The organism is Shewanella sp., assembly GCF_051658185.1.
Classification (GTDB): domain Bacteria; phylum Pseudomonadota; class Gammaproteobacteria; order Enterobacterales; family Shewanellaceae; genus Shewanella.
In genome coordinates this window covers 1-24,221 of record NZ_JBOFMC010000030.1, presented here as the reverse complement: position 1 = coordinate 24,221, position 24,221 = coordinate 1, and the positions used below count along the sequence as shown (strand labels likewise).

At 48.1% G+C, this 24,221-nt stretch carries 22 protein-coding genes and 1 other RNA gene; 13 read left to right on the top strand and 10 right to left on the bottom strand.

Annotated features, from left to right (window positions below; all coding sequences use genetic code 11):
• Positions 1–77 precede the first annotated feature (77 nt).
• From ACRCZA_RS01220 to ACRCZA_RS01205, 4 genes are all read left to right on the top strand, one after another.
• Positions 78–287 carry a DUF3820 family protein gene (locus tag ACRCZA_RS01220; RefSeq protein ID WP_438672667.1) on the top strand — a complete coding sequence of 70 codons (210 nt, stop codon included), beginning with the start codon at positions 78–80 and terminating at the stop codon, positions 285–287.
• A 196-nt stretch (positions 288–483) separates the two neighbouring features.
• Positions 484–786, top strand: a complete 303-nt coding sequence (locus tag ACRCZA_RS01215; protein ID WP_438672666.1) for an NrfJ — start codon at positions 484–486, stop codon at positions 784–786.
• Positions 787–1,051: 265 nt separating this feature from the next.
• Positions 1,052–1,579 (top strand): GNAT family N-acetyltransferase, encoded by a 528-nt coding sequence (locus tag ACRCZA_RS01210; RefSeq protein ID WP_438672665.1) that lies wholly within the window; start codon positions 1,052–1,054, stop codon positions 1,577–1,579.
• A gap of 42 nt (positions 1,580–1,621) precedes the next feature.
• Complete coding sequence (locus ACRCZA_RS01205) at positions 1,622–2,170, top strand: GNAT family N-acetyltransferase (protein ID WP_438672664.1); 549 nt, start codon at positions 1,622–1,624, stop codon at positions 2,168–2,170.
• 297 nt (positions 2,171–2,467) lie between these two features.
• On the opposite strand, the gene ACRCZA_RS01200 is transcribed toward ACRCZA_RS01205, so the two are convergent.
• Positions 2,468–4,030: a methyl-accepting chemotaxis protein gene (locus ACRCZA_RS01200; RefSeq protein WP_438672663.1), complete on the bottom strand. Its 1,563-nt coding sequence runs from the start codon at positions 4,028–4,030 to the stop codon at positions 2,468–2,470.
• 365 nt (positions 4,031–4,395) lie between these two features.
• Positions 4,396–6,183 carry an aminopeptidase P family protein gene (locus tag ACRCZA_RS01195; protein WP_438672662.1) on the bottom strand — a complete coding sequence of 596 codons (1,788 nt, stop codon included), beginning with the start codon at positions 6,181–6,183 and terminating at the stop codon, positions 4,396–4,398.
• Between the two features lie 518 nt (positions 6,184–6,701).
• On the opposite strand from ACRCZA_RS01195, the gene ACRCZA_RS01190 reads away from it, so the two are divergent.
• Positions 6,702–7,517, top strand: coding sequence for an ROK family protein (locus ACRCZA_RS01190; RefSeq protein ID WP_438672661.1), 816 nt, complete (start codon positions 6,702–6,704; stop codon positions 7,515–7,517).
• 184 nt (positions 7,518–7,701) lie between these two features.
• Here ACRCZA_RS01190 and ACRCZA_RS01185 read toward each other — a convergent pair whose 3' ends face one another.
• From ACRCZA_RS01185 to ACRCZA_RS01175, 3 genes are all read right to left on the bottom strand, one after another.
• Complete coding sequence (locus tag ACRCZA_RS01185) at positions 7,702–8,172, bottom strand: FKBP-type peptidyl-prolyl cis-trans isomerase (RefSeq protein WP_438672660.1); 471 nt, start codon at positions 8,170–8,172, stop codon at positions 7,702–7,704.
• Positions 8,173–8,439: 267 nt separating this feature from the next.
• Entirely contained in the window at positions 8,440–8,937 is a 498-nt protein-coding gene (locus tag ACRCZA_RS01180; protein ID WP_438672659.1) for a DUF1294 domain-containing protein, read from the bottom strand.
• 265 nt (positions 8,938–9,202) lie between these two features.
• Positions 9,203–9,712 (bottom strand): hotdog fold domain-containing protein, encoded by a 510-nt coding sequence (locus tag ACRCZA_RS01175; RefSeq protein ID WP_438672658.1) that lies wholly within the window; start codon positions 9,710–9,712, stop codon positions 9,203–9,205.
• 196 nt (positions 9,713–9,908) lie between these two features.
• Here ACRCZA_RS01175 and ACRCZA_RS01170 point away from each other — a divergent pair, with 196 nt between their 5' ends.
• A complete protein-coding gene (locus tag ACRCZA_RS01170) occupies positions 9,909–10,832 on the top strand; it encodes a DUF368 domain-containing protein (protein WP_438672657.1) in 924 nt (307 codons plus the stop codon).
• A 312-nt stretch (positions 10,833–11,144) separates the two neighbouring features.
• Here the strand turns inward: ACRCZA_RS01170 and ACRCZA_RS01165 are convergent, their stop codons facing one another.
• From ACRCZA_RS01165 to smpB, 4 genes are all read right to left on the bottom strand, one after another.
• Positions 11,145–11,828, bottom strand: a complete 684-nt coding sequence (locus tag ACRCZA_RS01165; RefSeq protein ID WP_438672656.1) for a helix-turn-helix transcriptional regulator — start codon at positions 11,826–11,828, stop codon at positions 11,145–11,147.
• A 35-nt stretch (positions 11,829–11,863) separates the two neighbouring features.
• Positions 11,864–13,138 (bottom strand): L-cysteine desulfidase family protein, encoded by a 1,275-nt coding sequence (locus ACRCZA_RS01160; RefSeq protein ID WP_438672655.1) that lies wholly within the window; start codon positions 13,136–13,138, stop codon positions 11,864–11,866.
• A gap of 578 nt (positions 13,139–13,716) precedes the next feature.
• Positions 13,717–14,072, bottom strand: a transfer-messenger RNA (tmRNA) gene (ssrA, locus tag ACRCZA_RS01155).
• Between the two features lie 72 nt (positions 14,073–14,144).
• Entirely contained in the window at positions 14,145–14,636 is a 492-nt protein-coding gene (gene smpB / locus ACRCZA_RS01150; protein ID WP_279769515.1) for an SsrA-binding protein SmpB, read from the bottom strand.
• A 279-nt stretch (positions 14,637–14,915) separates the two neighbouring features.
• On the opposite strand from smpB, the gene ACRCZA_RS01145 reads away from it, so the two are divergent.
• Together ACRCZA_RS01145 and ACRCZA_RS01140 are read left to right on the top strand one after the other, a co-directional pair.
• Positions 14,916–15,353: an SRPBCC family protein gene (locus ACRCZA_RS01145; protein WP_438672654.1), complete on the top strand. Its 438-nt coding sequence runs from the start codon at positions 14,916–14,918 to the stop codon at positions 15,351–15,353.
• Entirely contained in the window at positions 15,343–15,678 is a 336-nt protein-coding gene (locus tag ACRCZA_RS01140) for an RnfH family protein (protein ID WP_438672653.1), read from the top strand. The genes ACRCZA_RS01145 and ACRCZA_RS01140 overlap by 11 nt, the downstream gene beginning before the upstream one ends.
• A gap of 77 nt (positions 15,679–15,755) precedes the next feature.
• On the opposite strand, the gene ACRCZA_RS01135 is transcribed toward ACRCZA_RS01140, so the two are convergent.
• Positions 15,756–16,247, bottom strand: coding sequence for an outer membrane protein assembly factor BamE (locus tag ACRCZA_RS01135; RefSeq protein WP_438672652.1), 492 nt, complete (start codon positions 16,245–16,247; stop codon positions 15,756–15,758).
• 524 nt (positions 16,248–16,771) lie between these two features.
• On the opposite strand from ACRCZA_RS01135, the gene ACRCZA_RS01130 reads away from it, so the two are divergent.
• The 5 genes from ACRCZA_RS01130 to aceA all read left to right on the top strand — a co-directional run bounded on the left by ACRCZA_RS01130 (position 16,772) and on the right by aceA (position 23,950).
• Complete coding sequence (locus ACRCZA_RS01130; RefSeq protein ID WP_438672651.1) at positions 16,772–17,563, top strand: SAM-dependent methyltransferase; 792 nt, start codon at positions 16,772–16,774, stop codon at positions 17,561–17,563.
• 33 nt (positions 17,564–17,596) lie between these two features.
• Positions 17,597–17,806, top strand: coding sequence for a hypothetical protein (locus ACRCZA_RS01125; RefSeq protein WP_438672650.1), 210 nt, complete (start codon positions 17,597–17,599; stop codon positions 17,804–17,806).
• Positions 17,807–17,819: 13 nt separating this feature from the next.
• The gene (locus ACRCZA_RS01120; protein ID WP_438672649.1) at positions 17,820–19,646 is read left to right on the top strand and encodes a diguanylate cyclase; all 1,827 of its coding nucleotides are present in this window, start codon (positions 17,820–17,822) and stop codon (positions 19,644–19,646) included.
• A gap of 1,205 nt (positions 19,647–20,851) precedes the next feature.
• Positions 20,852–22,504 carry a malate synthase A gene (gene aceB / locus ACRCZA_RS01115; RefSeq protein ID WP_438672648.1) on the top strand — a complete coding sequence of 551 codons (1,653 nt, stop codon included), beginning with the start codon at positions 20,852–20,854 and terminating at the stop codon, positions 22,502–22,504.
• Between the two features lie 123 nt (positions 22,505–22,627).
• Complete coding sequence (gene aceA, locus ACRCZA_RS01110) at positions 22,628–23,950, top strand: isocitrate lyase (RefSeq protein ID WP_438672647.1); 1,323 nt, start codon at positions 22,628–22,630, stop codon at positions 23,948–23,950.
• The last annotated feature ends 271 nt before the right edge of the window (positions 23,951–24,221 follow it).

Here is a 24,221-nt window from a genome sequence, read left to right as displayed (position 1 = left end):
GATTTATGTCAGAAAACGAGTCGATTTTGAAGTAACATAAACGTTTGGATGTCGGCCAGGATATGCAGGATATGCAGATGGAGCAACAGACCCTCATTGAGGCGGTTAATCAAATCATGCCCTTTGGTAAATATCGGGGTAGAAAGTTACTCACTTTGCCTGAGCCGTATTTGGTGTGGCTGAAGCAGCAGGGCTTTCCCAAAGGGCGGCTTGGTGAGCAATTGGCGCTCATCTATGAAATTAAGCTAAATGGCCTAGAGGGTATGCTCAAGCCTTTGCTAACATAACCTTGGCGCCACCATCGCCTGTGGCTGCAATGGGGCGGCGAGGCGAAAATATCACCCTAGTTTGAATGAGTTCCCCGCTAAAGGGAGAAAATCCTACTTTTGCGATAGGTGTTGTATTTCGTGATAGAGATTAGCGATTTATTCTTTTTGGCATGGTATTAATAACGCATATTAGCAAAACATAAGGAATGCAAGCATGATGGCAAAATTGGTAAAGTTAGTGGCAGCAGCAACCTTAGCCTTAGGGATGACCAGTGCTTGGGCACAGGGCGTGACCCACGAGGGTACGGTCGTTGATACCATGAATGGCGGTGGTTACACTTACGTGCAAATTAAAGAAGCTGACACGACCTTTTGGGCTGCTGGCCCTCAAGTTGAAGTGAGCAAAGGTGATAAAGTTGCGGTGGTTGAGCAAATGTGGATGAATGATTTCACCAGCAAAACCTTAAATCGCACTTTTGATAAGTTGCTGTTTGTGGGACAAATCGAAAAGAAATAATCGATAAAACCTCACCACTTGTTCGTCCCCTTCGGCCTCGGTTCATCCGGGGCCGAATTGTTTGCTTCTGCTGCGCCCACCCAATCGTCTTTTAGTCCTATTGAGCGTCATTTAACGCTATTGATGTGCTGTCTGAAGGCAATGTCATGCCGGGACTATTATGGATCCTGCGCTGAGGCGAGTTATCCCTCATTGAGATTGGTGCTACCCATAGGCCGTAAAACCCGGCAGAATAGGGCGCAAATGTCTTGCTATTGGATAAATCTTGTTACCGAATGACGCTATCCACATTGTGCCTTTTGAAGCCAAATACGCTCGTCAAGTGAGTGAGCTGTTTCACTTAGCGGTGCAGCAAATACAGCATGAGCGTTATCCCAAGGCACTGTTAAATGCGTGGTCTGCGGCACCGCGTTCAGCCAAACATTGGCAATTGCGTTTAGGTCGCACTCAGGCTTGGATTTTGTTGGTAAAGGAAGCTCTTGGTCCCCAGCAATGTGTTGGCTTTATTAATATGGCAACGGATTTTGCCCATCGCGGCGAGATTGACAGTTTATATATTCACCCCGATTGGCAGCGGCAGGGGCTTGGCAAGCGGGCTTATCGGCATTTAGAAGATTGGGCAATCTCCCAAGGTTATGCTAGCTTGCAGGTGGACGCCTCCTATTTATCGCGGGGCTTGTTTATGGATATGGGATTTACCCAGATACAGCGTAGTTACCAGCAAAAGTTGGGGCAGATCTTGCCGAGTTTTTATCTTCGCAAAATGTTGCCATTGAATGAAACCCTAATTTGATCATTGTTTACGGCCTTGCGATTGCGTACAGGAGCGAATCGAATGCAGATACGTTTATTCTCCTCAAAGGATGTGACTGAGCTTGTTTCGGTCTTTAACGCCAGTGTCATGGAGGGCGCGCAGGAATATTACTCACTGACCGAACGCCTCGCATGGGTGCAGCATCGCGGCGAGCCCCGTAGTGAAGCTTATTGGTTGGCGAAACTGGCCGATACCCTGACGTGGGTGGCTGAGGAGGATAATAAGCTGGTGGGCTTTATCAATCTTAAACCGATAAACCTGCAAACTCCTTCCTTGACCTTGGGCTCTGAGGGCCAAGTGGCGCAAATCGATTGTTTATTTGTGCATCCCGATTATGGCCGTGCCGGTGTGGCAACCTTGTTGTATCTTGCCTTGCTCGAAGAGGCCAAGCGGCGTGGGCTCAAAAAACTCACCGTTGAGGCCTCCTATCAGGCGCGGCCATTTTTTGAAAAACAGGGATTTCACTGCATCCGCCGCAATGAACATCGGCGCTATTTAACCGCCGCGGATGAGCAGCAAAATAAGCCGCAGCTACTGGTTAATTTTAGTTTGCTGCTGTCTCTGAGCTAACAGCCTTAAATGACAGCTCTTGAACTAAAGCTCTTAAACTAAAGCTCTTGCACTAAAAGCCCTAAATGAAGACCGTTAACTAAAGTCGTTGCGCTAAATAAGCCGCATCAGTTTGCCATCGGTTATCACGCGAGTGGGGGCTTTGCCCGTTTAGCCGCCGCCCTTACCCTCAAGAGTAAAGGCGGGAGGCCATCGTCTCATACGATAGCCTCGCGTCCCGGCTTAACGTGATTGCCAAGCCTTATCTCTTCCCTTATCTCCACTCTAATGTTCAAACTTTTCGCCAAGCACCTTAGGTTATCCAAAGGTTCGGCCTAGCCCCTGAGCCTTTTCGGCGCTGTGTTTAATCTGGCTGGCGGCTTGACTAATTTGGCGGGTCGCAGCGAGGTTTTCGCTGCTGGTTTGGCTTATCACATGAATATTACTGGCGATTTCATTGACCACTAGACGCTGCTGCTCAGCGGCAACGGCATTTTGCTGGGCAAAACTATGGATATCATTCACTTCTTGGTGAAGAGTGGTGATATTGCTCGCTGCAGTTTGGATATCGTTCGCGCAGCGTTCTGCATGCTGGCGATGTTGTTCCATCTCCTTTGCCCAGTCATTGAGCATGCTAAACATTTTATCAACGCTGTGGGAAATGCTATGGGTCGACAGTTGGGTTCGGCTCGAAAGTGCCCGTACCTCATCGGCCACCACGGCAAAGCCGCGGCCCTGCTCTCCAGCGCGCGCGGCCTCAATGGCCGCATTGAGGGCTAATAGGTTGGTTTGTTCGGCGATGGCATCAATTTCTCCCATGGCATTGGCCACTCGTTCAGCCTCTTGCTTCAATTGATGGGCGTTATTGGCGGCCTTGGCGACAGCACTGGCTAAGGTGCTCACCTGTTGAGTGTTACTCTGCATATTGACGCTGCTGCTTTGACACAGCTCATTGGCATTATTGATACTTTTTGAGGTGAGTTGGCTATTTTGGGCAATTTCAGCAATGGTGGAACTCATTTCTTCCATTGCGCTAGCTAATTGTTCAAGTTGATTTTTTTCTTGATCTAGGCTCGCGTTGGTTTGCGTGGTGGCCACCACCAGCTGATCGGCAATCCCCAGCAAGTGATTGGCTTGATCCTGCGTGCGCCCCAGCACGCCATTCATCTTGGCTTGTAACATGATCAGTTGGAAATCCAGAATCGATGAGGTGTCGGCGCCAGAATAAATGTAGCGGCTAAGGGAGTCGTATTTTTGCTGCAGCGCCATAAGGGTTGCCGGAATACGAAAGGCTTCATCAAAGAAGATGGCAAGGTTGATGGCCATGATAAGGCCGCCTGCAAGCAGGATCCCCCATCCCCAGTAATAGCCTGCGGCGAGCAGACCGCAACTGGTGAGCGCCGCCGAGAGAATGCGCTTTTGTTTAAGGCTCAATGGCTTGGCGATGGGTTTGTCTTGCTTAAGCCTGGGGTAAATTTTACTTGCTTGGCTGACATACTCTGCTTTAGGGGCAATGCGCACTGACTGGTAACCGACGATCTTGCCCTGTTCGAATAGGGGCGAGACGAACGCGTCAACCCAGTAAAAATCACCATTTTTACAACGGTTTTTGACGATGCCGCGCCAGGATTGGCCGGATTTAAGTTTCTGCCACATATCCTTAAATGCCGCACTCGGCATATCGCTATGGCGCACCAGATTGTGGGGTTGCCCGAGCAGCTCTGCGCTGCTAAAACCGGACACTTCGATAAAGCGGCGGTTGACATAGGTGATGATGCCGCGAGTGTCGGTGGTGGAGATGAGTTCATCTTCAGGGGCTAAACGTATTTCTTGGGCGGTGCGGTTAGCGCGGTGACGTTCTGGGTGTTGACTCAGGCTCATTTTTGCAATGTTCCATTTAGGGCCGAAATGATGACAGTGAAAGGCGCCTCGTGGGCGCAAATCTGCTTAAACCTATCCTGACTGGCTAGACCTTGCACGGCAGGGCTAACAGGGTAGATTTTTTGTGACAAGGTTAACATTTTTCGGTGAGCAAAGAGAGGGGGCATTTGCCGATTTTTGCAGCAGATGATTAGCGACAAAATATTATTAAGTTATTGCAAAATATCGTATTTAACCATGCTGAAAATGCTTATTTAACCCTGTTTTTATTCTAAAAAAGAGTCAATTACAGTATTAAATAAAAACGCCCAAGCTTGATGAGCTTGGGCGTGACTTATGCTGTTAGCCGGGGAATATCCACCGCGTTAAAGCGGGCGAGTGGCTTGGGTTAACCAAGCTAATTCTGCTTCGGACATCAGAGGGGCCAGCGTATCAAACACCTTGGCATGATAGCGATTAAGCCAAGCAATTTCTGCGGTGGTTAACAGCTGCTTATCGATAAGTCGTGTATCCATTGGGATTAAGGTGAGGGCATCAAACTCATAGATCTCACGCTCCGCGCCTTGGAGGGCTTGACAGGGCTGCACGACCACCAGGTTTTCAAGACGGATACCAAACTCGCCAGCGCGGTAATAGCCCGGCTCGTTAGACAGTACCATGCCTGGCATCAGCGCAATGGCGTTGACATTCTTACCGATCCGCTGCGGGCCTTCATGCACACTTAAAAAATGGCCAACGCCATGGCCGGTACCGTGATCGTAATCAAAGCCTTCCTGCCATAAATATTGACGGGCGAAGGCATCTAATTGCTGCCCCGTTGTGCCCTTAGGGAAGCGCGCTTGATCAAGGGCGATATGGCCTTTAAGCACAAGGGTGACCATCTTTTTGTGTTCATCGGTCACGTTGCCAATCGCGATCGTGCGGGTGACATCGGTGGTGCCATCCAGATATTGAGCGCCAGAATCCACTAAGTAGATGCTGTCCATTGTCATCACGGCGGGTGTGCCGTTGTTGTGATTGTAATGACACATGGCAGCATTGGCGCCGGTGGCGGAAATCGTATCGAAACTGGGTTCTTGGTAACGGGGATCTTCGCAGCGAAAGCTTTCTAATTTATCGGCAAGGGTGGCTTCATCGTGCAGGCGCTGTGCGGCCACTTCGTTATCTAACCAGGCAAGGAAACGGCTCACCGCCACACCATCACGAATGTGACAGGCGCGCATACCGGCTAATTCGGCAGGATTTTTTTGAGCTTTAGGCAGCGCGACCGGATCGATGGCGGCAACTAATATGGCACCGGCGTCGCGGGCAAGGGTTTGGGCCCATGCGTTAGCGCTGTGGGGATCGGCCAGTAATTTGAGTCCCTGCATGCTGGCAAGGGTGTCCGCCAATGATGCTTCGGTGTTAAAGCTCACGCCTTCCCCCACATGGGCTTCGATACCGCTTGGCAATTTTGCCAGATCGGTAAACAGCGTCATATCGCCATTGGCATAAAGCAGGGCGGTGCCAAGCACTACTGGCAAACGGGGGATATCGTTGCCGCGAATATTAAGCAGCCAGCAAAAGGAGTCCAATGCGGCGATTAAGGCGACATCGGCGCCAGCTTTTTTGACTAACGCCCCGATCTCGCTGCGTTTTTGTTGGCTGGTTTTACCGGCGCTGTCATTGCTAAATAAGCGGATAGGCTTAGTGGCCGGTGTGGGTCTGTCCAGCCAGTGCTTATCAATGGGGTTTTGTGCAACGGCAACGAGGTCGATTTGCGCCTTGGCTAAGGTCATTTTGGCGCTCTCATACCAAGCGAGTGTGTGCAGTTTGGGGTCAAATCCTATCCGAGCCCCTTGGGGGAGTTCATCGCATAACCAGTCGATTTGCGGAGTGTCGGTGAGGCTTTCGTAGCCGAAAAGGCTGGCATCGACTTGTTGGCGTACCTGCACGGTATAACGGCCATCGGTGAATATTGCGGCCTTATCTTTTAATATAATTGCCAGACCCGCTGAACCGGTGAAATTGGTCGCCCAGTGTAAGCGCTCATTGTGTGTGGGCACATATTCACCTAAATACTCATCGGCACGGGGAATAATAAAAGCATCTAAATTGGCGCTGGCCATCTCACCACGGATTGCCTCGAGGCGCATTGCGATAAGCTGTGACATAGGGACTCCAATGGGTCAGTTTAGGTGGGGGAATAAGGCCACAGTGCCTAAACTAACGGTTGTTATTATGGGAAAGGTCAATATTAACTGGCGGCGATTATCGCAAGCCCTGAGGCGAAGTTGCAAGGGGATGGCATAAAGGATTTTGTATGCAATTTTTAACCGTGCTAGCTAACGGCCAGCGGCGGAATCGCGTGAGGGCAAGATGCTGGGATAACGCTGCCGAGAATCTGCTAGGGGCAAGCTTTGGCGGCCCGATTTATCGCCGCTGTAGAGAGGCAAGCTAAGCGGCTAACGGCAGCCAGCCCATGGGGAGGAGGGGCGTTTCCCTTGATGAATACGCTACAGTTAACGCTGGTTTACATCTTATAAATTAAATGGTTAAGCTTTGTTTTGGTCGCTGAGGTTGGACTGTTTATGCTAACATGGCGCGGCTTAAATAGAGCGGTGCTTAGCTCTTAGGGAAAGTGCTCGTAGGGGAAATGGTCGTTGGGGAAGTGGTCCTAGGGGAAATGGCGATGCAAACAATAACAATCGATGTGGGCGGCAGCAAAGCATTATTTACACTGCACCTTTCGGGGCATACAGAGCAATATAAAATCCCAACCGGTGAGATTTTTAACATTGACGAGTTAAATAAGCAGCTCGCAGCACTGGAGCGCGATTATCAACTCAAGGATCATCAAGTTGCGATAGCGGTTCCTGGCTTAGTGCAGCACCAGCGAGTGGTGGCCTGTAAATCCTTACCCGGCCTGAATGGATTGAGTGCGGCCACCCTGAACACCCAAGGCCAACTTAAGCTCATCATTAATGATATTGATGCGGGGATGCAGGCGATGAGCGATGCTAAGTATGCCTGTGAGCTATTAGTGATGTGCGGCACTGGCATCGGGATGTCGATAGCCTTTAACGGCAAGACGTTTACTGGCGCAACGGGCGTCGCCGGTGAGCTTGGGCAATGCCGAGTGATGACCGACGCCGGAGAGTTTACCTTAGAGCAATTGGCCAGCGGAGAATCGATACGTAGCCGCAATATCACCAGTGCCGCGGATTTATACCTTGCGGGAACTTCTCTGGGAATGGGCTTAGCGTGGGCGGTGAACCTGTTTAATCCTAACCGCATTTGGTTAGCGGGTGGAATGATGAATAGCGCGCCCTATTACAAAGGTTGCCTTGATGGATTAAAGCAAATGGCGCTAAGTGCTCCCTTAAGTGCGCTGCAAATTAATCGAGTCGATGATATGGAAACCTTAGTTTGTCGGGGGTTGAAGGCGATATTGGCGCGAGAGGGCGACGCAGAATCCGCATCGTGGCAGGATGACTTAACAACATAGCCAGCGAGATTGCTTAATCAGAGAGCTTAATAAGAGAGCTTAATAAGAGAGCTTAATAAAAGAGCGGAATAAAAGAGTTTGGCTATCGCTCCCCCGCAGCATTCCAGCGCGAAGGGAGCCATTGTTCAAATGAGCCCGTTAAGCGAACCTTGATGCAGACTCTCAAGGCGTTGGTCGCGCAGGCTTAATTGATCTTAAGCAACTCAACATCAAAAATTAACACTGAGCCCGCACCAATTTTGCCAGCACTGCGATTGCCATAGGCAAGCTCGCTTGGGATAAAAAATCGATATTTATCACCTACGCTCATCAATTGCAGTCCTTCGGTCCAGCCCTTGATCACCCGGTTAAGGGGAAAGTCGATGGGCTCGCCTCGCTCAACTGAGCTATCAAACACTGTGCCATCAATCAAGGTGCCGTGATAATGCACAGTAACGGTATCGCTCGCCTTCGGCTGCACTGTGCCACCGGCTTGGGTCAGCACTTGGTATTGCAGTCCTGAAGCGGTGGTCATTACCCCTGCTTGAGTTTTGTTTTGGGCTAAAAAGGCGTTGCCCAAACGGATATTTTCTTGGGCGGCTTTTTGGTTATTGGCAGATGTAAAAAAGTAAAAGATCACCCCAGCGATGACCACAACGGCAAGTAACATTTTCATATTAAAGACTACCTTATTGAATTTTCGTCATGTTAGCAGTTTTTCCGCCTAGGAGGCTAGCCATGACGCCTAAGCGTGACATGGCGGGGTTATTGGAGAGCATAACTTAATGACGTTATTTGAGTACTTTATTTAAGTGCTTTATTCGAGATTTAAGTGCTTTATTTGAGGACTTGATATGAGTGCTTTGCTGCTCGATGGTTGGGCTTGATGGCCTTGCTCGAAACGCAGAGAGAGATGTCGCGGTGCCATTTCCCCTGCGTTACGTTAAATCAATAATGCTGTCGCTCCCGAATGTAAGCCATAGGCCAGTAACAGTAGGTTGGCGATCAGCGTGAGATAAAAAACGGTTCTAAACGAGGTTTTAACCGATTTGTGCCTCAACAGCTGCTGTGCTATCACCGCGCCCGGCCAGCCCCCCATCAATGCCAGTATGTGTAATGTGCTTTCTTGGGTACGCCATTTGCCCCGTTTAGCGGCTGATTTATCAATGGCATAGGCTATAAACGTTAGAAGGCTAAGACAAAGATAGCCTAAAGCGATCGTCAGGGGCAGCATATGCCAAAGTGTAGCGCCCACGGTGAGCGCGAGAAACACCACTGAAAATAGCAGCAGTATCCGCGGGGTGTTAGAGGCGGCATGTGACTGTGCCGCACGCGTTGCTCGCTTGGCGCGGGTTTGCTTTGCAGTAGCTCGTTTTGTTGCGGCTGGCGTTGCAGTACCACGTTTGGGTGTTGCACGCTTAGTGGTTGATTGCAATGACATTTTACCCTATCTGTCGTCAGGCTGAGTTGAAGGTTTAGCTCAAGGTTACGCTCGCGCGACATTTGCGCAAATGTCTCATGCGAAGGTCTAGCGCAAAGGTATAACGCAAAAGTCTAGCGCGAACATGTCAGTCGAGAGTTTAGGGGCAAAGGTAAGAGCTCGCCATTACTTTTCGGCGCCCCTTGCTTAACCGCTTGCTTTGCTTAACCGCAATCCCGATTGCCAGCGGCCCTTGTTTAAGCTCGATTGGCTCATCAGCCATGGGTTACGCGTGATGTTTGTTCGGCTTTTCTGAAATCCACAGCTTAATGTGGCCTTTGACCACGACCACTCCTTGGGTATCGTAAGCCGTTACTGGGACAAGCATATCGCCTGTTACCCATTGCTCAGGTAAGACTTCTGCCACACATAAAATATCGCTGCCTGCCTTGGCGGTGTAGTCCAAGCTCATTCCCTTAGGTAGCCAGCGCAAGTGGGATGGAATCGATGCTTCTGCCATGACTCCCATGGCCATTTCGAGGCCATTGCAAATGGCTATCACATGCACAGTATTAATATGGTTATGTACCCGATGGCGTTTTTTGATTAAGCAAGCGCATCGGTTCGGGCTGAGTTCGGTGATCAGGGGAGTGATACTGGCAAAATAGGGCGCCATGCGCGACACCATAATGGAAAAGATTTTTTGACCAAAGGGATAGCGGCGCGTTTTATGCCAGAGGGCTAATACCTTGTTGGGCTTTGCCGTTGACGTGGGCGTTGTAGGGAGCGGGCTCATGGTGATCCTTAAGCTAAAGCGGGTTGAAATCGGTTTGTTCTCGTTCTGGTCGGATGAGTGTAACATTGCTGCAACAGTCAATGCTAGTCTGCCCCTTGGGGGAAACTTCATTTCGCGCTTTATGGGCTAACACCGTATAATTGCGGCTCATTGGCGGCTAGATGTTTAAATTTTATTTTAATAACAAGGACTCAGAGTGAAATACTTGCTGACGTATTTAAAAGGCATGGCCATGGGCGCTGCCGATGTGGTGCCCGGGGTGTCTGGTGGAACCATCGCGTTTATTACCGGAATTCTCGATACTTTGCTCGATAGCGTAAAACGGATTAACCCATCACTTTGGGGCGTGATTAAAACACAGGGGATTAAAGGCGCCTTTATCCATATTAATGGCGGCTTTTTAGTGAGCCTGCTGGCCGGGATTCTCACCAGTATTTTTACCTTTGCGAAGTTGATTTCATGGTTGCTGGTGGCGCACCCCATTCCCATTTGGTCGTTCTTTTTTGGCTTAATCATTATTTCTGTGGTGCACATGCTTAAGCAGGTCAGTGGCTTTACCTTGGCTCGTTTGGGGTTGTTTGGCCTCGGGGTCTTGGTGGCTTGGGCCATCACTGTCCTTAATCCTGTCGCGGTTGAAGCCAGCTACCTGAATATCTTCTTTGGCGGCGCGATTGCGATTTGCGCTATGGTGTTGCCGGGGATTTCTGGCAGTTTTATCTTATTACTCTTGGGGTTATACCCGGTTGTGCTCGCTGCTGCCAAAAACATTGAGTTGGATATTTTGGCCTGTTTTGCGCTAGGGGCCGCCCTTGGGTTATTAAGCTTTAGCCACCTGTTATCGGCGCTACTGCGCAAATATCATGATGCCACTATCGTGTTTTTAACGGGATTGATGTTAGGCACCTTGGGCAAAATCTGGCCTTGGAAAGAAACCCTAAGCTGGCGGACTAACTCCCATGGCGAACAAGTACCGTTACTTGAACAAAACGTATCGCCGCTGAATTTTGAGCAGCTCACCGGCCAGCCTGCCCAATTAGCCTTAGCGGTAGTTTGTATGGTCGCTGCCATCCTACTGGTTTGGGGATTGGAGCAAGTTGGCCAAAGGAATAAAGCGCAATAGCGATTGACAGGCATAGCGATTACTCTATTTCGCTGAACGAGGCGGCGTCAGAGGCTTAACATTACCCTCTGCGCTGCACATTTATCTACACTGCACTGCACGTTTAGTGGTGAGATGACCCGTATATTTGGCTGGCGCGGCATGTTTTGGCGCATCTGTTTTTGCGCATGTTTCGCCGTTCAGATATGCGCTGCCAAGCGTGATATTTGCTACCATCTGTCTTGAGGCGGATTTTCTTTAAACGCCCCTTTGGGGCTGTGCCAATCTCGGCGCCGCGATCTTGTTTGGTCGATTTACTGCGCCAGTGGCAGCTTAGGTTAAGCTGGGCTTGTTATCATTCCCCGCCGCTTTAATTTCCCGTAAATAGCGATAAATCGAATGCACCGAGATGCCTAAATGGGCGGCAGCCACCTGTGGGCTGTCTTTGAGTTCAAAAATCCCTAACTCATAGAGTTGATTGACGATTTCGCGACTTTTTTGTGAAGCCGCCATTTTATGATTGGCGTGCACTTCATGCGCAATACTGGCGATTGTGCTATGGAGCACTTCATCAATATTGCGCGCAAACACTTCCACCGCGCCGGTTACCTCATGGCGATATAAGGGCTCAGGCATCATAGTGCGCAGCACCGATTGCAGCGGCGCATCCATGTCACTGTTGATACAGAGTAAACCGATGGGCTGTGCTTGGCGATTGCGGATAATGGTGGTGATGCATTTGAGGGTTTTACCATTAGCGCAGGTGCTAAGGTAAGCGGCGGAGATATCTTGCCCCGCCTTGAGTTTGAGTAGTGCCAGATTCGTGATGGGCGCGCCCACTTCGCGACCGGTGATATAGCCATTGGCAATTTTAACCACCGATGGTCGCTTAGCATCCAAACTGTGGAGCACCACCTCGGTGTGTTGGCCATACATGGCCGCGATCCCATCCACAATGTTTTCTATGGACGTTAAAATATCCCAATCTGTTGCTGAGAGTTCCCTTAGCTTAACCATCAAACATCTTCTTTTAAATCATGTTATTAACAATGTTAGGTCGACATAATATCAATAATGGTCACATCGGTAGAGGACATCCCCTTGAGGATCATCTTGCCAATATTCTTAATCGTCTTTTCTACATCATGGGCGATAATGCCTTGACCCGAGACATTTTGACTGTTTAACGCCATTAAAAATGAGCGCACCGCAGCGCTTGATGAGGTGCTAACCTTCATCGCACAGGAGGCTTTTGCGCCATCACATACCATGCCAGAGCTATCACTGATGACGTTTTGAATGGCAAAACAAGATTGCTCAAATGAGCCGCCAGCCAGATAAACCATCGCCATTGATGCTGCGGCGCTCGTGACTGTGTTGCCACAAAATGCCGACAGCGGAGGGTAGTGGGATTTGATATAAATGGCCCCAAGGTGGCTCATGATCAGCGCACGCGCCAGCTGTTCTTCGCTGGCCTGATAACATTGGGCGGTTAAAACCACAGGGATGGTTGCAGCAATCCCTTGATTGCCACTGCCCAGGTTACTCATGGCGGGCAAATTGGCGCCGCCCATGCGCGCATCGGAGGCCGCTGCCGTTAACATGACTATCTTATTAAGCAAATCCTCGCCAATGATCCCCGCAGCAATGCCGCTTTTCATGGTTCGACCAACCTCAAGCCCATAGGGATTGGCCATGCCTTCATCGGATAATTTACTGTTTAATTCAGAGGCCTTGAGGATAAATTTAATGTCCTCGAAGGGCACCTCCTGGGCAAATTGATAGATGGAGGCGATATTGATCTCCACCCCATCGCAAATAGATCCAGTGGCTTTAACGTGGGCATTATCGGCAGTAAATACGAGCTCACCGTTCAAACGCTTCTCGGCGATTAAAGTGTGGCCGCCACAGATTTTGACCATGGCCTCCTGCTGAGCAGATGTGAGGGTGACGCAGCAGTAGATAAACTCCTCGGTTTCGGTGCGCTCGACTTTCACGTTACCCGCATCAATCAAGCTTTGCGCCTGAGCGACTTGCTCCGCCGTTACCTTGGCAAGGACCTCTAACCCCGCATCGGCATTCCCCGCCAGCGCGCCTGCCGCCGCCGCAATCGCTAGGCCGATTTTCCCCGTACCCGGGACATAGACACCCATGGAGTTTTTATAAAGATTATCAGATACCTGCACTGAAATGGACACAGGCTCCGCCCCGAGTAACGCTCGAGCCACCGCTGCCGCATAGGCCGCCGCGATCGGCTCAGTGCAGCCTAAGGCGGGTTTTACCACTTGATTGATAATCTGAATGTACTGTTGCCACTGGGAACTCATGGGGTTATTACCTTACTCAATGCTTACATGTTGACGTGGGCGTTGGCTTTGATTTATATGGTTATTTCTGCCGCTGCAAATAAAACGTAATGCCACGATAGAGGCCTAATATGCAACATTATTTGCAGTTAGCGTGCATATTACAATTATTTTTTAATCAATCGTCATTATGGACGGCTTCGAGGGGGTAAGCTTATGCGGCCAAAAACCATATTCGCTGTTGTTTGATGGTGATGATGGATGCAAAGAAAGCGGACAAAATCAGGGAGGTAAACATTGAACATTTTGAGTGTGCTAGCTGTTTGGTTTAATTCTTAAGCGGAGTGCGTCACCGCCAAATAGGATATATTCTTATCCCTTGGCCTAGCTGTTTTGATTTCTTTATTGGTTAGGCGAGTCGTGATAATGGCCATTATGGGTACACCGTATTATCGAAGTAAAAGCAGTGTACCCTCACGTGTACCCAAAAATCAAAGCTGTAGTTGGACGTAAAAAGACGTCGATTCATTCTAAGTTATTGATTTTACTTTGGTGATAGCAATAAAAAAGACGTCCTGAGACGTCTTAATTACTTAAATTGGTGGAGGCGGCGGGACTTGAACCCGCGTCCAGAAAACCTACATCCAAGGCACTACATGCTTAGTCTCTCTTTTATTTAACCTGAATAAACTCCGAAAGACAGGATTTCATCAGGTGAGTCCGGTACTGTTTCGCGGTTCACCCCCGGACAGGGTTCCCTCGCTATCAAATGTAAGATGACCATCTGTATACACTGCCCATTTGAGAGACCTGTGTCAGATGGCTAGCTAGCCTAAGCTGCTAGAGCGTAGTTATCGTCGTTTGCAACTATAACTTTGCGGCTTTTTACGAGGCCAACCGCCCCTCGGCATGCTCCCAGGGTTTCGTGAATCCTGTCGAATCCAGAATCGCCCCCAAGATAGTTGATTGTAACCTGTCGCTTAAAGATAACCTAGTATCATTTGCGGCAAGTGCAATCGTTTGTTCATTATCCGCGCGTTTTCTCTTTTTTCATCACGCGGGCTTTTTCAACTTGCCATTCGCGCGCTTTGGTATCTTCACGCTTGTCGTGATCTTTTTTACCTTTACCTAGACCGATTTCGACTTTGACCCATGCGCCTTTGCGCCAGTACATGGAAATGGGGATAATCGAGTAGCCTTGGCGTTCCACTAAACCAGCTAATTTGTCTAACTCTTTACGACTTAAGAGCAATTTCTTGAGTCGGATTGGGTCGCAAACTACATGGGTCGACGCGGTGTTGAGTGGAATAATGGTGCAGCCGTGCATAAAGGCTTCGCCATTTTTCAAAAATACATAGCAGTCCGATAGGTTGACTTTACCCATGCGAATGGATTTAACTTCCCATCCCATTAGTGATAGGCCTGCTTCCATTTTTTCTTCGAAACGGTATTCGAAGGTTGCGCGCTTATTACGTGCGATAGTCGCAGGCGCGGCTTTTTTTGAGTTTTTCTTTACCATAGTGGCGCCATTATACGCACGGTGAATCAATTTGAAATGGATATAGGGATTTATTTGCCGTATTTCAACCCTTGATGATATTTTTCGCTGTTTTTTTAAGCGCTCGATGATGGGGCATGCAGTTGGAAAGATCGCCATATTGCGGCTTGATGGCGAAGTGGTGTGTTTTTGGCGTATCGTGATAAAATCTTGTGCAATTTTTTACAGCCCTCGGTTTCTTATGCATCTGCTGGTGCTTGAGTTCGGTGGCGTTGGCTATGTGATGAGTGCTTAACCCTTATGCCGCAAATTTCTCGAAGTGTGTTAGTTCGTTTTAGTGCCATGCAAATGTATGATTTAGTAAATGATGTTGAATCTTACAAGGAGTTTTTGCCCGGTTGCGTGGGTGGGAAAGTGTTAGAGTTTGATGGGCAAACGATGTTGGCTTCGGTGGATGTGAGCAAGGCGGGGATCCGCAAAACGTTTACCACTCGTAACCAAGTGATCCCGGGCAAACGTATTGATTTAATGTTGGAAAATGGCCCTTTTAAGCATTTATGCGGGCAATGGCGTTTTACCGAATTAACCGATGACGCCTGCAAAGTGGAATTTGAGTTAAATTTTGAGTTTTCAAATTCATTCGCTGATCTAGCGTTTGGTAAAGTGTTTAATGATCTTATGGTTTCAATGGTCACGGCGTTTACGAGCCGCGCGAAGGTGATTTACAGTGATAAATGACGCAGATAAGTTTGTGGTTGACGTAATTTATGCATTGCCTACACAGCAAAAAGTGATTTCGGTCAGTGTGCAAGCAGGTACGAGCGCAATCGATATTGTACGCCAGAGCAACATGGTCAGTTACTTTCCTGAGATTGATTTAGCGACGGTGAAGCTTGGTGTGTTTAGCAATGTGGTTAAGCATGATCACGTGATTTTACCTGGGCAGCGAGTGGAGATCTATCGGCCATTAATTGCTGATCCCAAGGATGTGCGCCGTCGGCGTGCCGATAAGGCTAAAGATGAAGGCCGAGCAAGTAAGGTCACAGGTGGTCGGGTGTCTTAACTCGTCAGCCAATAAGCTAACAAAAAAGCGCCAAAGGCGCTTTTTTGTTAGCAGTTGCACAAAGATTAAAGTGATATTTACTTAATGGTTTTTTTCACTTGGGCAGCAGCTTCATTTTCTTTGACTAAGGGTTTTTCGTCTGGGCGCTCTGCTGGAACTTGGGGCGCAGTCTCAACGGTATTCACCATAGGCAACTTGCTTTGCTCAAGAGGTGTATTGAACTCTGGGCTAAGTGCATAATCACCTTTGACTAAGCTCAATTTATTCCCGGTAAAATGCAGAATTAATTCTTTGTGAGTGATACTGGCATCGCGGCCACTTTTATAGTGATACACGTAGTACCAAGTGTCATCGGCAAAACTATCACGTAACACCGGACGGCCGAGGATGTATTCAGCCTGCTCTTTGGTCATGTCGATACGCAACTTTTCAACTTGTTGCGGTTCCATATAGTTACCTTGAGGTATGTCTGGCTTGTATATCAGCCAATCAAACACACTACATGCACTGAGCGAAACACTGAGCGCCACAGCGCCCAGTAGGGTAAGACCTTGCTTTTTGTTAATCATTGTATGTGCTACTTCTGAAAATCTGGCGGCCATAATACCCAAGCCTTCCCCCTTATGACAAGGGTATTTGGGTATTGCAGCGAGTCATCGTTGGATTGTGTGAGTTTTCGACCAATAAGATAGTTGTTAGTTCTCGTGAGGCTGCGGAATTTTGCGTATGGCGAGGGGATTGAGGTCTAGGGTCAATCTCGCTGAGTATGATTAGCTTAAGTTTAAGGACATCTTTTAAGTGATGCGCGTATGGAATTAACTGAGCTGACTATAACATAAACATATTTTGTCTATGGCGTTGCAAATGTGGTATTAATGTGTCGCCACAGTTGCTGCTTGGTTGCGATTGGGTGGCTAGGGAGGCGCGAGTGTTGACGCGTGATCTGCTATGGTGGCCCTTGGGTTAGTGGGCGACGATAGGCTTAGTTAAGCGCCGTGCTTTGTGAGTATTCAGTGGGCTCTTTTACGGGAGAGTAAAAGGGGGAGTTGCGGTTAAAGCTTGCTCGTAGAGCCAGCTCGGTGAGGTTTTAACATTGGGTTCACTTGTGTGTGTGGGGACTGGCCTTCAGCTGGCTGGACAAATGAGTGTATTGAGTCGCAGTTACATTGAACATGCAGAGGTCGTATTTTCCCTGTTGCCGGATGGATTTGCCCAGCAGTGGTTGATGCAACTCAATTCCAATGTCATTAATTTGCAGCAGTTTTATGCGCAAGATGGTGAGGTAAAGAGTCGCCGAGATACCTACGAGCAGATGATTTGTGCAATTTTGGATGCGGTTAGAGCAGGCAAAAGGACAGTGTGTGCCTTATATGGGCATCCAGGTGTTTTTGCCTGCGTGGGCCATTTAGCGATTGCTCGGGCGCGCGCGGAAGGATTTGTTGCCAAAATGGAGCCTGGGATCTCGGCGGAGGCCTGCCTTTGGGCTGACGTGGGGATCGATCCTGGTCAATCGGGGCATCAGAGCTTTGAGGCGAGCCAGTTCATGTTTTATCAACATGTTCCCGATCCTGCTTGTTATTTATTGTTGTGGCAAATTGCGTTGGCGGGGGAGCACACCTTGACGCAGTTTCATACCAGTGCCGATAGGTTGCAGATCTTAGTCGAACAACTTGGGCAGTGGTACGCTGCGGATCATCAAGTGCTTATTTATGAAGCTGCAAACTTACCGCCATTATCGCCGCGGATAGAGTATTTGCCTCTTGGTGAGTTACCTCGAGCTAAGCTATCGTCAAAAAGTACCTTAGTGATCCCGCCCGCGAAGCCGCTTGAATATAACTATGACATTTTGGCAAGGCTGGGGATTACCCCAGCGGATTTAGGGTAGTTAAATATTTATCAATAAAAATAATGGGATAGTATGTCAATGTTAGCTGAGTTTATGAATAAACTGGGTCAAGATGCGCAATTAATGGCGCAGTACCAACAAGATCCGCGAGGGGTGATGCGTGCTCATGGTTTGAGCGAGGCTGAAATCGAAGCAGTGATGACCGCCGATGAGGATAAATTGAAGGCATTTGCTGGCGGTGAAAATTACCAAAGCATTGTTCACGTTACTAACCCAAGTTAATGAAGATTGGTAGATGAGATTACTTTTGGCTGTAGTCATAGGGTGTTTTTGGGGATTAAACTTTGCCTATGGTGCTGATTTCGAAGTGGATTTACTTGCCGCTGAACAAAGTCGCAACAAGGATATTGCGCAAACCATCGCCCAAGTGACTGAGCTTGAAGTACATTTGCCTGAAATGCTGCCAAGTCAACAGGCGAGATTACTGGTTCTTAAGGCTTTTATTCATATTTACGCTGCTAATTATCCTGAGGCGACGGCCGTGCTGCGACGGGCGGAGTCGTTGACGAGTGATAAGTTATTATTAGCGGAAATATACAATTACAAGGCTACGGCTTTGATACTTATTAAAAACTATCAAGAAGCCTTAGAGGTATTGTCACGTAGTCTCGCCCTGATTGATTTCCTCAGTGAGGATGACAGTAAGCGTAAAGCCTATTTACGCGTTGCCAGCCTGTACAGCAGCATGGGATTGACTGACATGGCTGCTGATTATGCAGCCAAGGCGTTACAGTTAGTTGCGGACGCCGATGCTGCAGGTATGAAGGCCGCTAAGTCTGATGCGATAGATCAGGAAGTCGAAGATAAATGTTTGGCACGGATGTTTTTGGCTGAACATACCTTAGCACAAGGATTATTGCAGAAGGCATATCACGATTTTGCAGAAGTTCGGCAATTATGTCAGTTAAGTGGTCTGCCACTTGTTGCAAATATGGCTCTAGGGCAGATGGGGCAGGCGCGCTTTAATGCGGGTCAATACAGTGCCGCTGAGCCACTGCTGGTTGAGGCTCTTGAAGGTTACAATAAATTTCAATACAAAATGGAGATCAGCAGTATTCACACCTTGTTGGCTCTTAACTATCAAGCCTTGGGGCGTCCTGATGATGCCATCCGCCATGCTCAGAAGGTCATCGCCCAAGCCGATGAACCTAGCTACATCGAGCATAAGCAAGATGCTTATCAAGTGTTGTCAGAATTGGCCGCTCAAGCCAAGCAATTTGAGCAGGCTTATGGCTATGCCTTATTAGCGCAGCATTTTAAACAAATGGTGTTGGATGAAACTAAAATCAAAGCCTTAGCTTATCAGTCGGCAAAATTTAATAGCGATGAAAAAGAACGCGAAATCAAGCTGCTGAATAAAGAGCGCGAACTTTATATTGCCCAACAAACAGCTAAAGAACGTGAATACACTAATATGTTGATGTTTATAACAATTTTGGTGGGAGGATTATTTTTTCTCGGCATTTTACTGGTGGTGGGCAGTGTGCAAAAACGCCGCTTTATGCGTATGGCCAGAATGGATGCCTTAACTGGTGTGTTGAATCGCGGCGCAGGACAAGAATTAGGTGAAAATCTGTTTGTACAGGTGCTGGCCCGTGGTGGTGATTTTTGTGTCATTCTTTTTGACTTAGATTATTTTAAGCGGATCAACGATTCCTATGGGCATGGCACGGGTGACTGGGCGCTGAAAAAGGTTGTCGAAGTGTTAAAGCCACATATCCGTCATGGTGATATTTTTGCGCGGATTGGCGGTGAAGAGTTTTTGATCCTCTTGCCCTATGCCAATGAGGAAAAAGCAATGGAACTGGCGGAGCTGTATCGTGAACGGATTGAGGCCATAGATACGCAGTATTCAGGCCATCGATTCAAGATCACCGCCAGTTTTGGGGTGACTGGCTTGCGCCAAGATGATCTTAGTCTTGATCCGTTGTTAAATCGTGCGGATATGGCGCTTTATAACGCGAAATCCAGTGGCCGTAATCGAGTCAATTGTTATTCGGTGATGATGGCGAGTGACAAACAGGCGACCACTTTAGGGAGTCATTTAGTGAGTACGCTTTAACATAATTGGGAGCGAGAGTGTACCGCTGTAACCGCTAACTTTGCATGCAGTAACAGCTTATGCAGTAACGGCGATGTTTTAAGTTATAGATACAATGACAAGCGCTATTCCAGTGTCGCCCGCTCCAGCGTTCAAATGCAGGGACAAGAATGGTTGTAAATAGTGAATTTAAAGTTACTAAATTCACCAACTTGAGTAGTAACACGTCGCTCGCAAAAATTAGCGAAAATCCTTAGATAGGCTCGATAATTATTTTTGTTATCAGCTTGGTTCAAAGGTTCGTCAATCCTCATCTTCTTGGTGTTATCGCGCCATCTTTAGCTTGCTTTCAATAGCGTTATAGCCTGCCTATCAGTTAATCGCTATCAGTTAATCCCTATCAGTCAATACTTTTCTATCATGGCGGGTGATCACGGCTACCTCAACGGGCAGGTTGCATGGTCGTTTGCGATAGCCCGTTAAGCTGTTAATCCTCAGCAGTATCATCTCTTATTTGGGAAGCAAAGCTCCCTAGTCAGTATGGATATTGGTTTTACTATTTATTTGGTCAGTTTTCTGCTGAAACTCGGTTAACCTCGGTGTTTGTTGCATTTTTTTTATAAAAAAGTGATTTATTTTTGAGTTAACCATTGTCGGCATTCTTGTTGATCGGGATACGCAACCTGTACGGCTTGGGACTGATGGAAACACCTTGTTCGCGTTAACGTAAAGGTAAAGTTTAAACGGTTGTTTAACTTTATTTTTAGGGGTGAAATTTACATTTAATTGATTTTAATTGATTTTATTAATTTACCTTTAGGTTAGTTCAAAACGTTTTACTGATGGTATTAAGGTCGAGTATAGATAAATTACTGTAACGTTTTGTTTGCGATAAGTAATTTTATTACGTTATTAATTACGATGAGGCTTGATTGGTAAAGTTGTCAGACAATTTGCATCTTAGTCTGTCTTAATGTCAAATTTTTTTATTTTTCATCTTTAAAATCAGTGTTATGTTGCTTTGTTTTTGTTTTGGTCAGACCAATTTTTGGCGGTTTTTTCAGCGTTTACGCACAATTTTGACTGTTGCAAATACAATCATTTGTCGGTAGGTTTTAGTTCGAAATAAACATTTGATGGGTTTGCGGCTGACATCTTGACCTTGTGTCGAAGCCAGATATCAGCAACAACACTGTGATAGCAGAGCCTCTTGGGAGGGCAAGAACATGACGCAGCACACTTTGGGTCAACAGCAGCGGGAAGACGCGGCGCAGGGTAACGTGGTCAATCAGGCCGCCCTCGCGATTGTGGGTAAGACCATCCCAGGGCAAGAACAGATTTTTACTGAAGGGGCGGTAGCCTTACTTGAGTCTCTTTGCCGCGAATTTGCCGCAGAGGTGCCTGCGCTACTGGCCAAACGTAAAGAAAGGCAAGTACGCATTGATAAGGGCGCTTTGCCTGATTTTTTACCTGAAACTCGCGCTATCCGTGATGGTGCTTGGCAGATCCGCGGTATTCCACAGGATTTGTTGGATCGCCGGGTAGAAATTACCGGCCCTGTTGAACGTAAGATGGTGATTAATGCTCTTAATGCCAATGCCAAAGTGTTTATGGCCGACTTTGAGGATTCTTTAGCACCGAGCTGGCAAAAAGTCGTTGAAGGGCAAATTAATTTACGTGATGCCGTGCGGGGAGATATTGAGTACACCGCCCCCGAAACGGGTAAGCATTATCAATTGGGGCCAAACCCCGCGGTACTCGTGTGCCGCGTCCGTGGTTTGCACCTAAAAGAAAAGCACGTTGAATTTAATGGGCAAGCGATTCCTGGTTCCTTATTTGATTTTGCATTGTACTTCTATCACAACTACCGCCAGCTATTAGCAAAGGGCAGTGGTCCGTACTTTTATATTCCGAAACTTGAAAGCCATATCGAGGCGCGTTGGTGGGCAAAAGTGTTTGCTTTTGTTGAGGAGCGCTTCTGTCTGCAGCCAGGGACGATTAAATGTACCTGTCTTATCGAGACGTTGCCTGCCGTGTTTGAAATGGACGAGATCCTCTATGAGTTGCGCTCTAACATTGTCGCTCTCAATTGTGGTCGTTGGGATTATATATTCAGTTATATCAAGACATTAAAGCGTCATGCTGATCGAGTGTTACCCGATCGGCAAGCGGTGACCATGGATACGCCTTTCCTTAGCGCTTATTCACGCCTGTTAATTAAGACGTGTCATAAACGGGGTGCCCTGGCGATGGGCGGTATGGCGGCCTTTATTCCGGCAAAAGATCCGGCGCAAAACCAAGCGGTATTGCAGCGGGTACGCAAGGATAAAGAGTTGGAGGCGCGTAACGGCCACGATGGAACTTGGGTAGCACACCCCGGACTTGCCGACACGGCCATGGCGATTTTCAACGAGTATATTGGCCAAGATCACCCCAATCAATTGCATATTACCCGTGACGTGGATGCGCCCATCCTTGCCGCCGAATTGCTTAAGCCTTGTGATGGCGAGCGCACTGAGCAGGGCATGCGTCTAAATATTCGCATTGCGTTGCAATATTTAGAGGCGTGGATCAGTGGTAATGGCTGCGTACCGATTTATGGTTTGATGGAAGATGCTGCCACCGCTGAAATCTCGCGGGCATCGATTTGGCAATGGATCCAACATGGTAAATCGTTGGCAAACGGCAAGTTAGTGACCAAGCAATTGTTTAAGGACATGCTGGTCGAAGAGCTGGTCAATGTTAAAGAAGAAGTGGGCAGTGACAGGTTTAGCCAAGGCAAATTTACTCAGGCTGCGCAGTTACTTGAAACGATTACCACCTCTGACGAATTAGTCGATTTCTTAACCTTACCCGGTTATGAGATGTTAACAGCTTAATGTAACCATTTTATATGAAACAGCATTGGTACTGGCGCTGATAACGCCTGCCAAACCGATAAGCAGAGTGAAACTGGCAGCAGTTTCATGATCGCGATAACATCAGCAACAAGGAGTGACCCTATGACTAAGGCTACGCAGATTTCACGTCAAGAACAGATAGATGCAATCAAAAAAGACTGGGCAGAAAACCCACGTTGGAAAAACGTGCGTCGTCCATACACCGCCGAGGAAGTGGTTAAACTGCGCGGTTCTATTGTACCTGAAAATACCATTGCCAAACGCGGTGCGGCGAAGTTGTGGGAGCTGGTTAACGGTGGCGCCAAAAAGGGTTATGTCAACTCCTTAGGTGCCTTAACTGGGGGCCAAGCCGTGCAACAGGCAAAAGCCGGTATTGAGGCGATTTATTTGTCAGGTTGGCAAGTGGCCGCCGATGCGAACTTAGCGGGCACTATGTATCCTGATCAATCTTTATATCCCGCTAACTCAGTGCCTGCGGTGGTGTCGCGCATAAACAATTCGTTCCGCCGTGCCGATCAAATTCAATGGGGTAATGGTGTTAATCCTGGGGATGAAGCTTTTGTGGATTACTTCCTGCCGATTATCGCCGATGCCGAAGCGGGATTTGGTGGGGTATTGAATGCCTTCGAATTGATGAAGTCGATGATCGATGCGGGTGCCGCAGGGGTGCATTTTGAAGACCAATTGGCCTCGGTAAAAAAATGCGGCCACATGGGCGGTAAGGTGTTAGTCCCTACCCAAGAAGCCGTGCAAAAATTAGTGGCAGCGCGTTTAGCTGCGGACGTGAGTGGCGTGGATACCTTAGTGATTGCTCGCACGGATGCCAATGCCGCAGATCTACTTACCTCAGATTGCGACCCTTACGATCGCGATTTCGTCACGGGAGAGCGGACTACCGAAGGCTTCTACCGCGTACGGGCAGGGCTTGAACAAGCGATTTCGCGTGGTCTTGCTTATGCGCCCTATGCGGATTTGATTTGGTGTGAAACCGCTAAGCCCGACTTAGAGGAAGCCCGTATTTTTGCTGAAGCTATCCATGCAAAATACCCTGATCAGCTGCTGGCCTATAACTGCTCTCCTTCTTTCAATTGGAAGAAGAACTTGGATGATGCCACTATTGCGCGTTTCCAACAGGCATTGTCTGACATGGGCTATAAGTATCAGTTCATCACTTTAGCGGGGATCCATAACATGTGGTACAACATGTTTGATCTTGCCTACGACTACGCTCGTGGTGAAGGGATGAAGCATTATGTTGAAAAAGTTCAAGAAGTTGAATTTGCTGCGGCGAAAAAGGGTTACACCTTCGTAGCTCACCAGCAGGAAGTGGGAACGGGGTATTTCGACCAAGTGACCACAGTGATCCAAGGAGGATATTCCTCGGTCACCGCTCTGACCGGTTCTACGGAAGAAGAGCAGTTTTAAGCTCTGTGGTAACGGGCGGTACCAGTAAGATATGTTGTAAATTCTGTGCTTAGCTGCTTTGCAGCTGTTATCCCCGTGCGGTGTGCCTACATGTGCTGCACGGGTTTTTAAGTCAACACTTGTGACTTAACTTCCTAACCCAGTTAGATTTTGCTTGCCTTTGCTTGGCGACTCTTTGAGTCGCTTTTTTTTTGCGGCATGCGATGTATCGGCCTTTGGCAATCCACCTGACATGTTGTGGCGTGGCAGTGGCGATAGCGATAAGTTATCG

Bases quoted from the DNA above. Each gene is read 5' to 3' on its own strand.
- ACRCZA_RS01135 (WP_438672652.1), bottom strand. From the start codon at position 16,247: ATGATTAACAAAAAGCAAGGTCTTACCCTACTGGGCGCTGTGGCGCTC.
- aceA (WP_438672647.1), top strand. From the start codon at position 22,628: ATGACTAAGGCTACGCAGATTTCACGTCAAGAACAGATAGATGCAATC.
- ACRCZA_RS01220 (WP_438672667.1), top strand. From the start codon at position 78: ATGGAGCAACAGACCCTCATTGAGGCGGTTAATCAAATCATGCCCTTT.
- ACRCZA_RS01190 (WP_438672661.1), top strand. From the start codon at position 6,702: ATGCAAACAATAACAATCGATGTGGGCGGCAGCAAAGCATTATTTACA.
- aceB (WP_438672648.1), top strand. From the start codon at position 20,852: ATGACGCAGCACACTTTGGGTCAACAGCAGCGGGAAGACGCGGCGCAG.
- ACRCZA_RS01215 (WP_438672666.1), top strand. From the start codon at position 484: ATGATGGCAAAATTGGTAAAGTTAGTGGCAGCAGCAACCTTAGCCTTA.
- smpB (WP_279769515.1), bottom strand. From the start codon at position 14,636: ATGGTAAAGAAAAACTCAAAAAAAGCCGCGCCTGCGACTATCGCACGT.
- ACRCZA_RS01205 (WP_438672664.1), top strand. From the start codon at position 1,622: ATGCAGATACGTTTATTCTCCTCAAAGGATGTGACTGAGCTTGTTTCG.
- ACRCZA_RS01175 (WP_438672658.1), bottom strand. From the start codon at position 9,712: ATGAGCCCGCTCCCTACAACGCCCACGTCAACGGCAAAGCCCAACAAG.
- ACRCZA_RS01145 (WP_438672654.1), top strand. From the start codon at position 14,916: ATGCCGCAAATTTCTCGAAGTGTGTTAGTTCGTTTTAGTGCCATGCAA.
- ACRCZA_RS01120 (WP_438672649.1), top strand. From the start codon at position 17,820: ATGAGATTACTTTTGGCTGTAGTCATAGGGTGTTTTTGGGGATTAAAC.
- ACRCZA_RS01180 (WP_438672659.1), bottom strand. From the start codon at position 8,937: ATGTCATTGCAATCAACCACTAAGCGTGCAACACCCAAACGTGGTACT.
- ACRCZA_RS01195 (WP_438672662.1), bottom strand. From the start codon at position 6,183: ATGTCACAGCTTATCGCAATGCGCCTCGAGGCAATCCGTGGTGAGATG.
- ACRCZA_RS01160 (WP_438672655.1), bottom strand. From the start codon at position 13,138: ATGAGTTCCCAGTGGCAACAGTACATTCAGATTATCAATCAAGTGGTA.
- ACRCZA_RS01185 (WP_438672660.1), bottom strand. From the start codon at position 8,172: ATGAAAATGTTACTTGCCGTTGTGGTCATCGCTGGGGTGATCTTTTAC.
- ACRCZA_RS01200 (WP_438672663.1), bottom strand. From the start codon at position 4,030: ATGAGCCTGAGTCAACACCCAGAACGTCACCGCGCTAACCGCACCGCC.
- ACRCZA_RS01165 (WP_438672656.1), bottom strand. From the start codon at position 11,828: ATGGTTAAGCTAAGGGAACTCTCAGCAACAGATTGGGATATTTTAACG.
- ACRCZA_RS01125 (WP_438672650.1), top strand. From the start codon at position 17,597: ATGTCAATGTTAGCTGAGTTTATGAATAAACTGGGTCAAGATGCGCAA.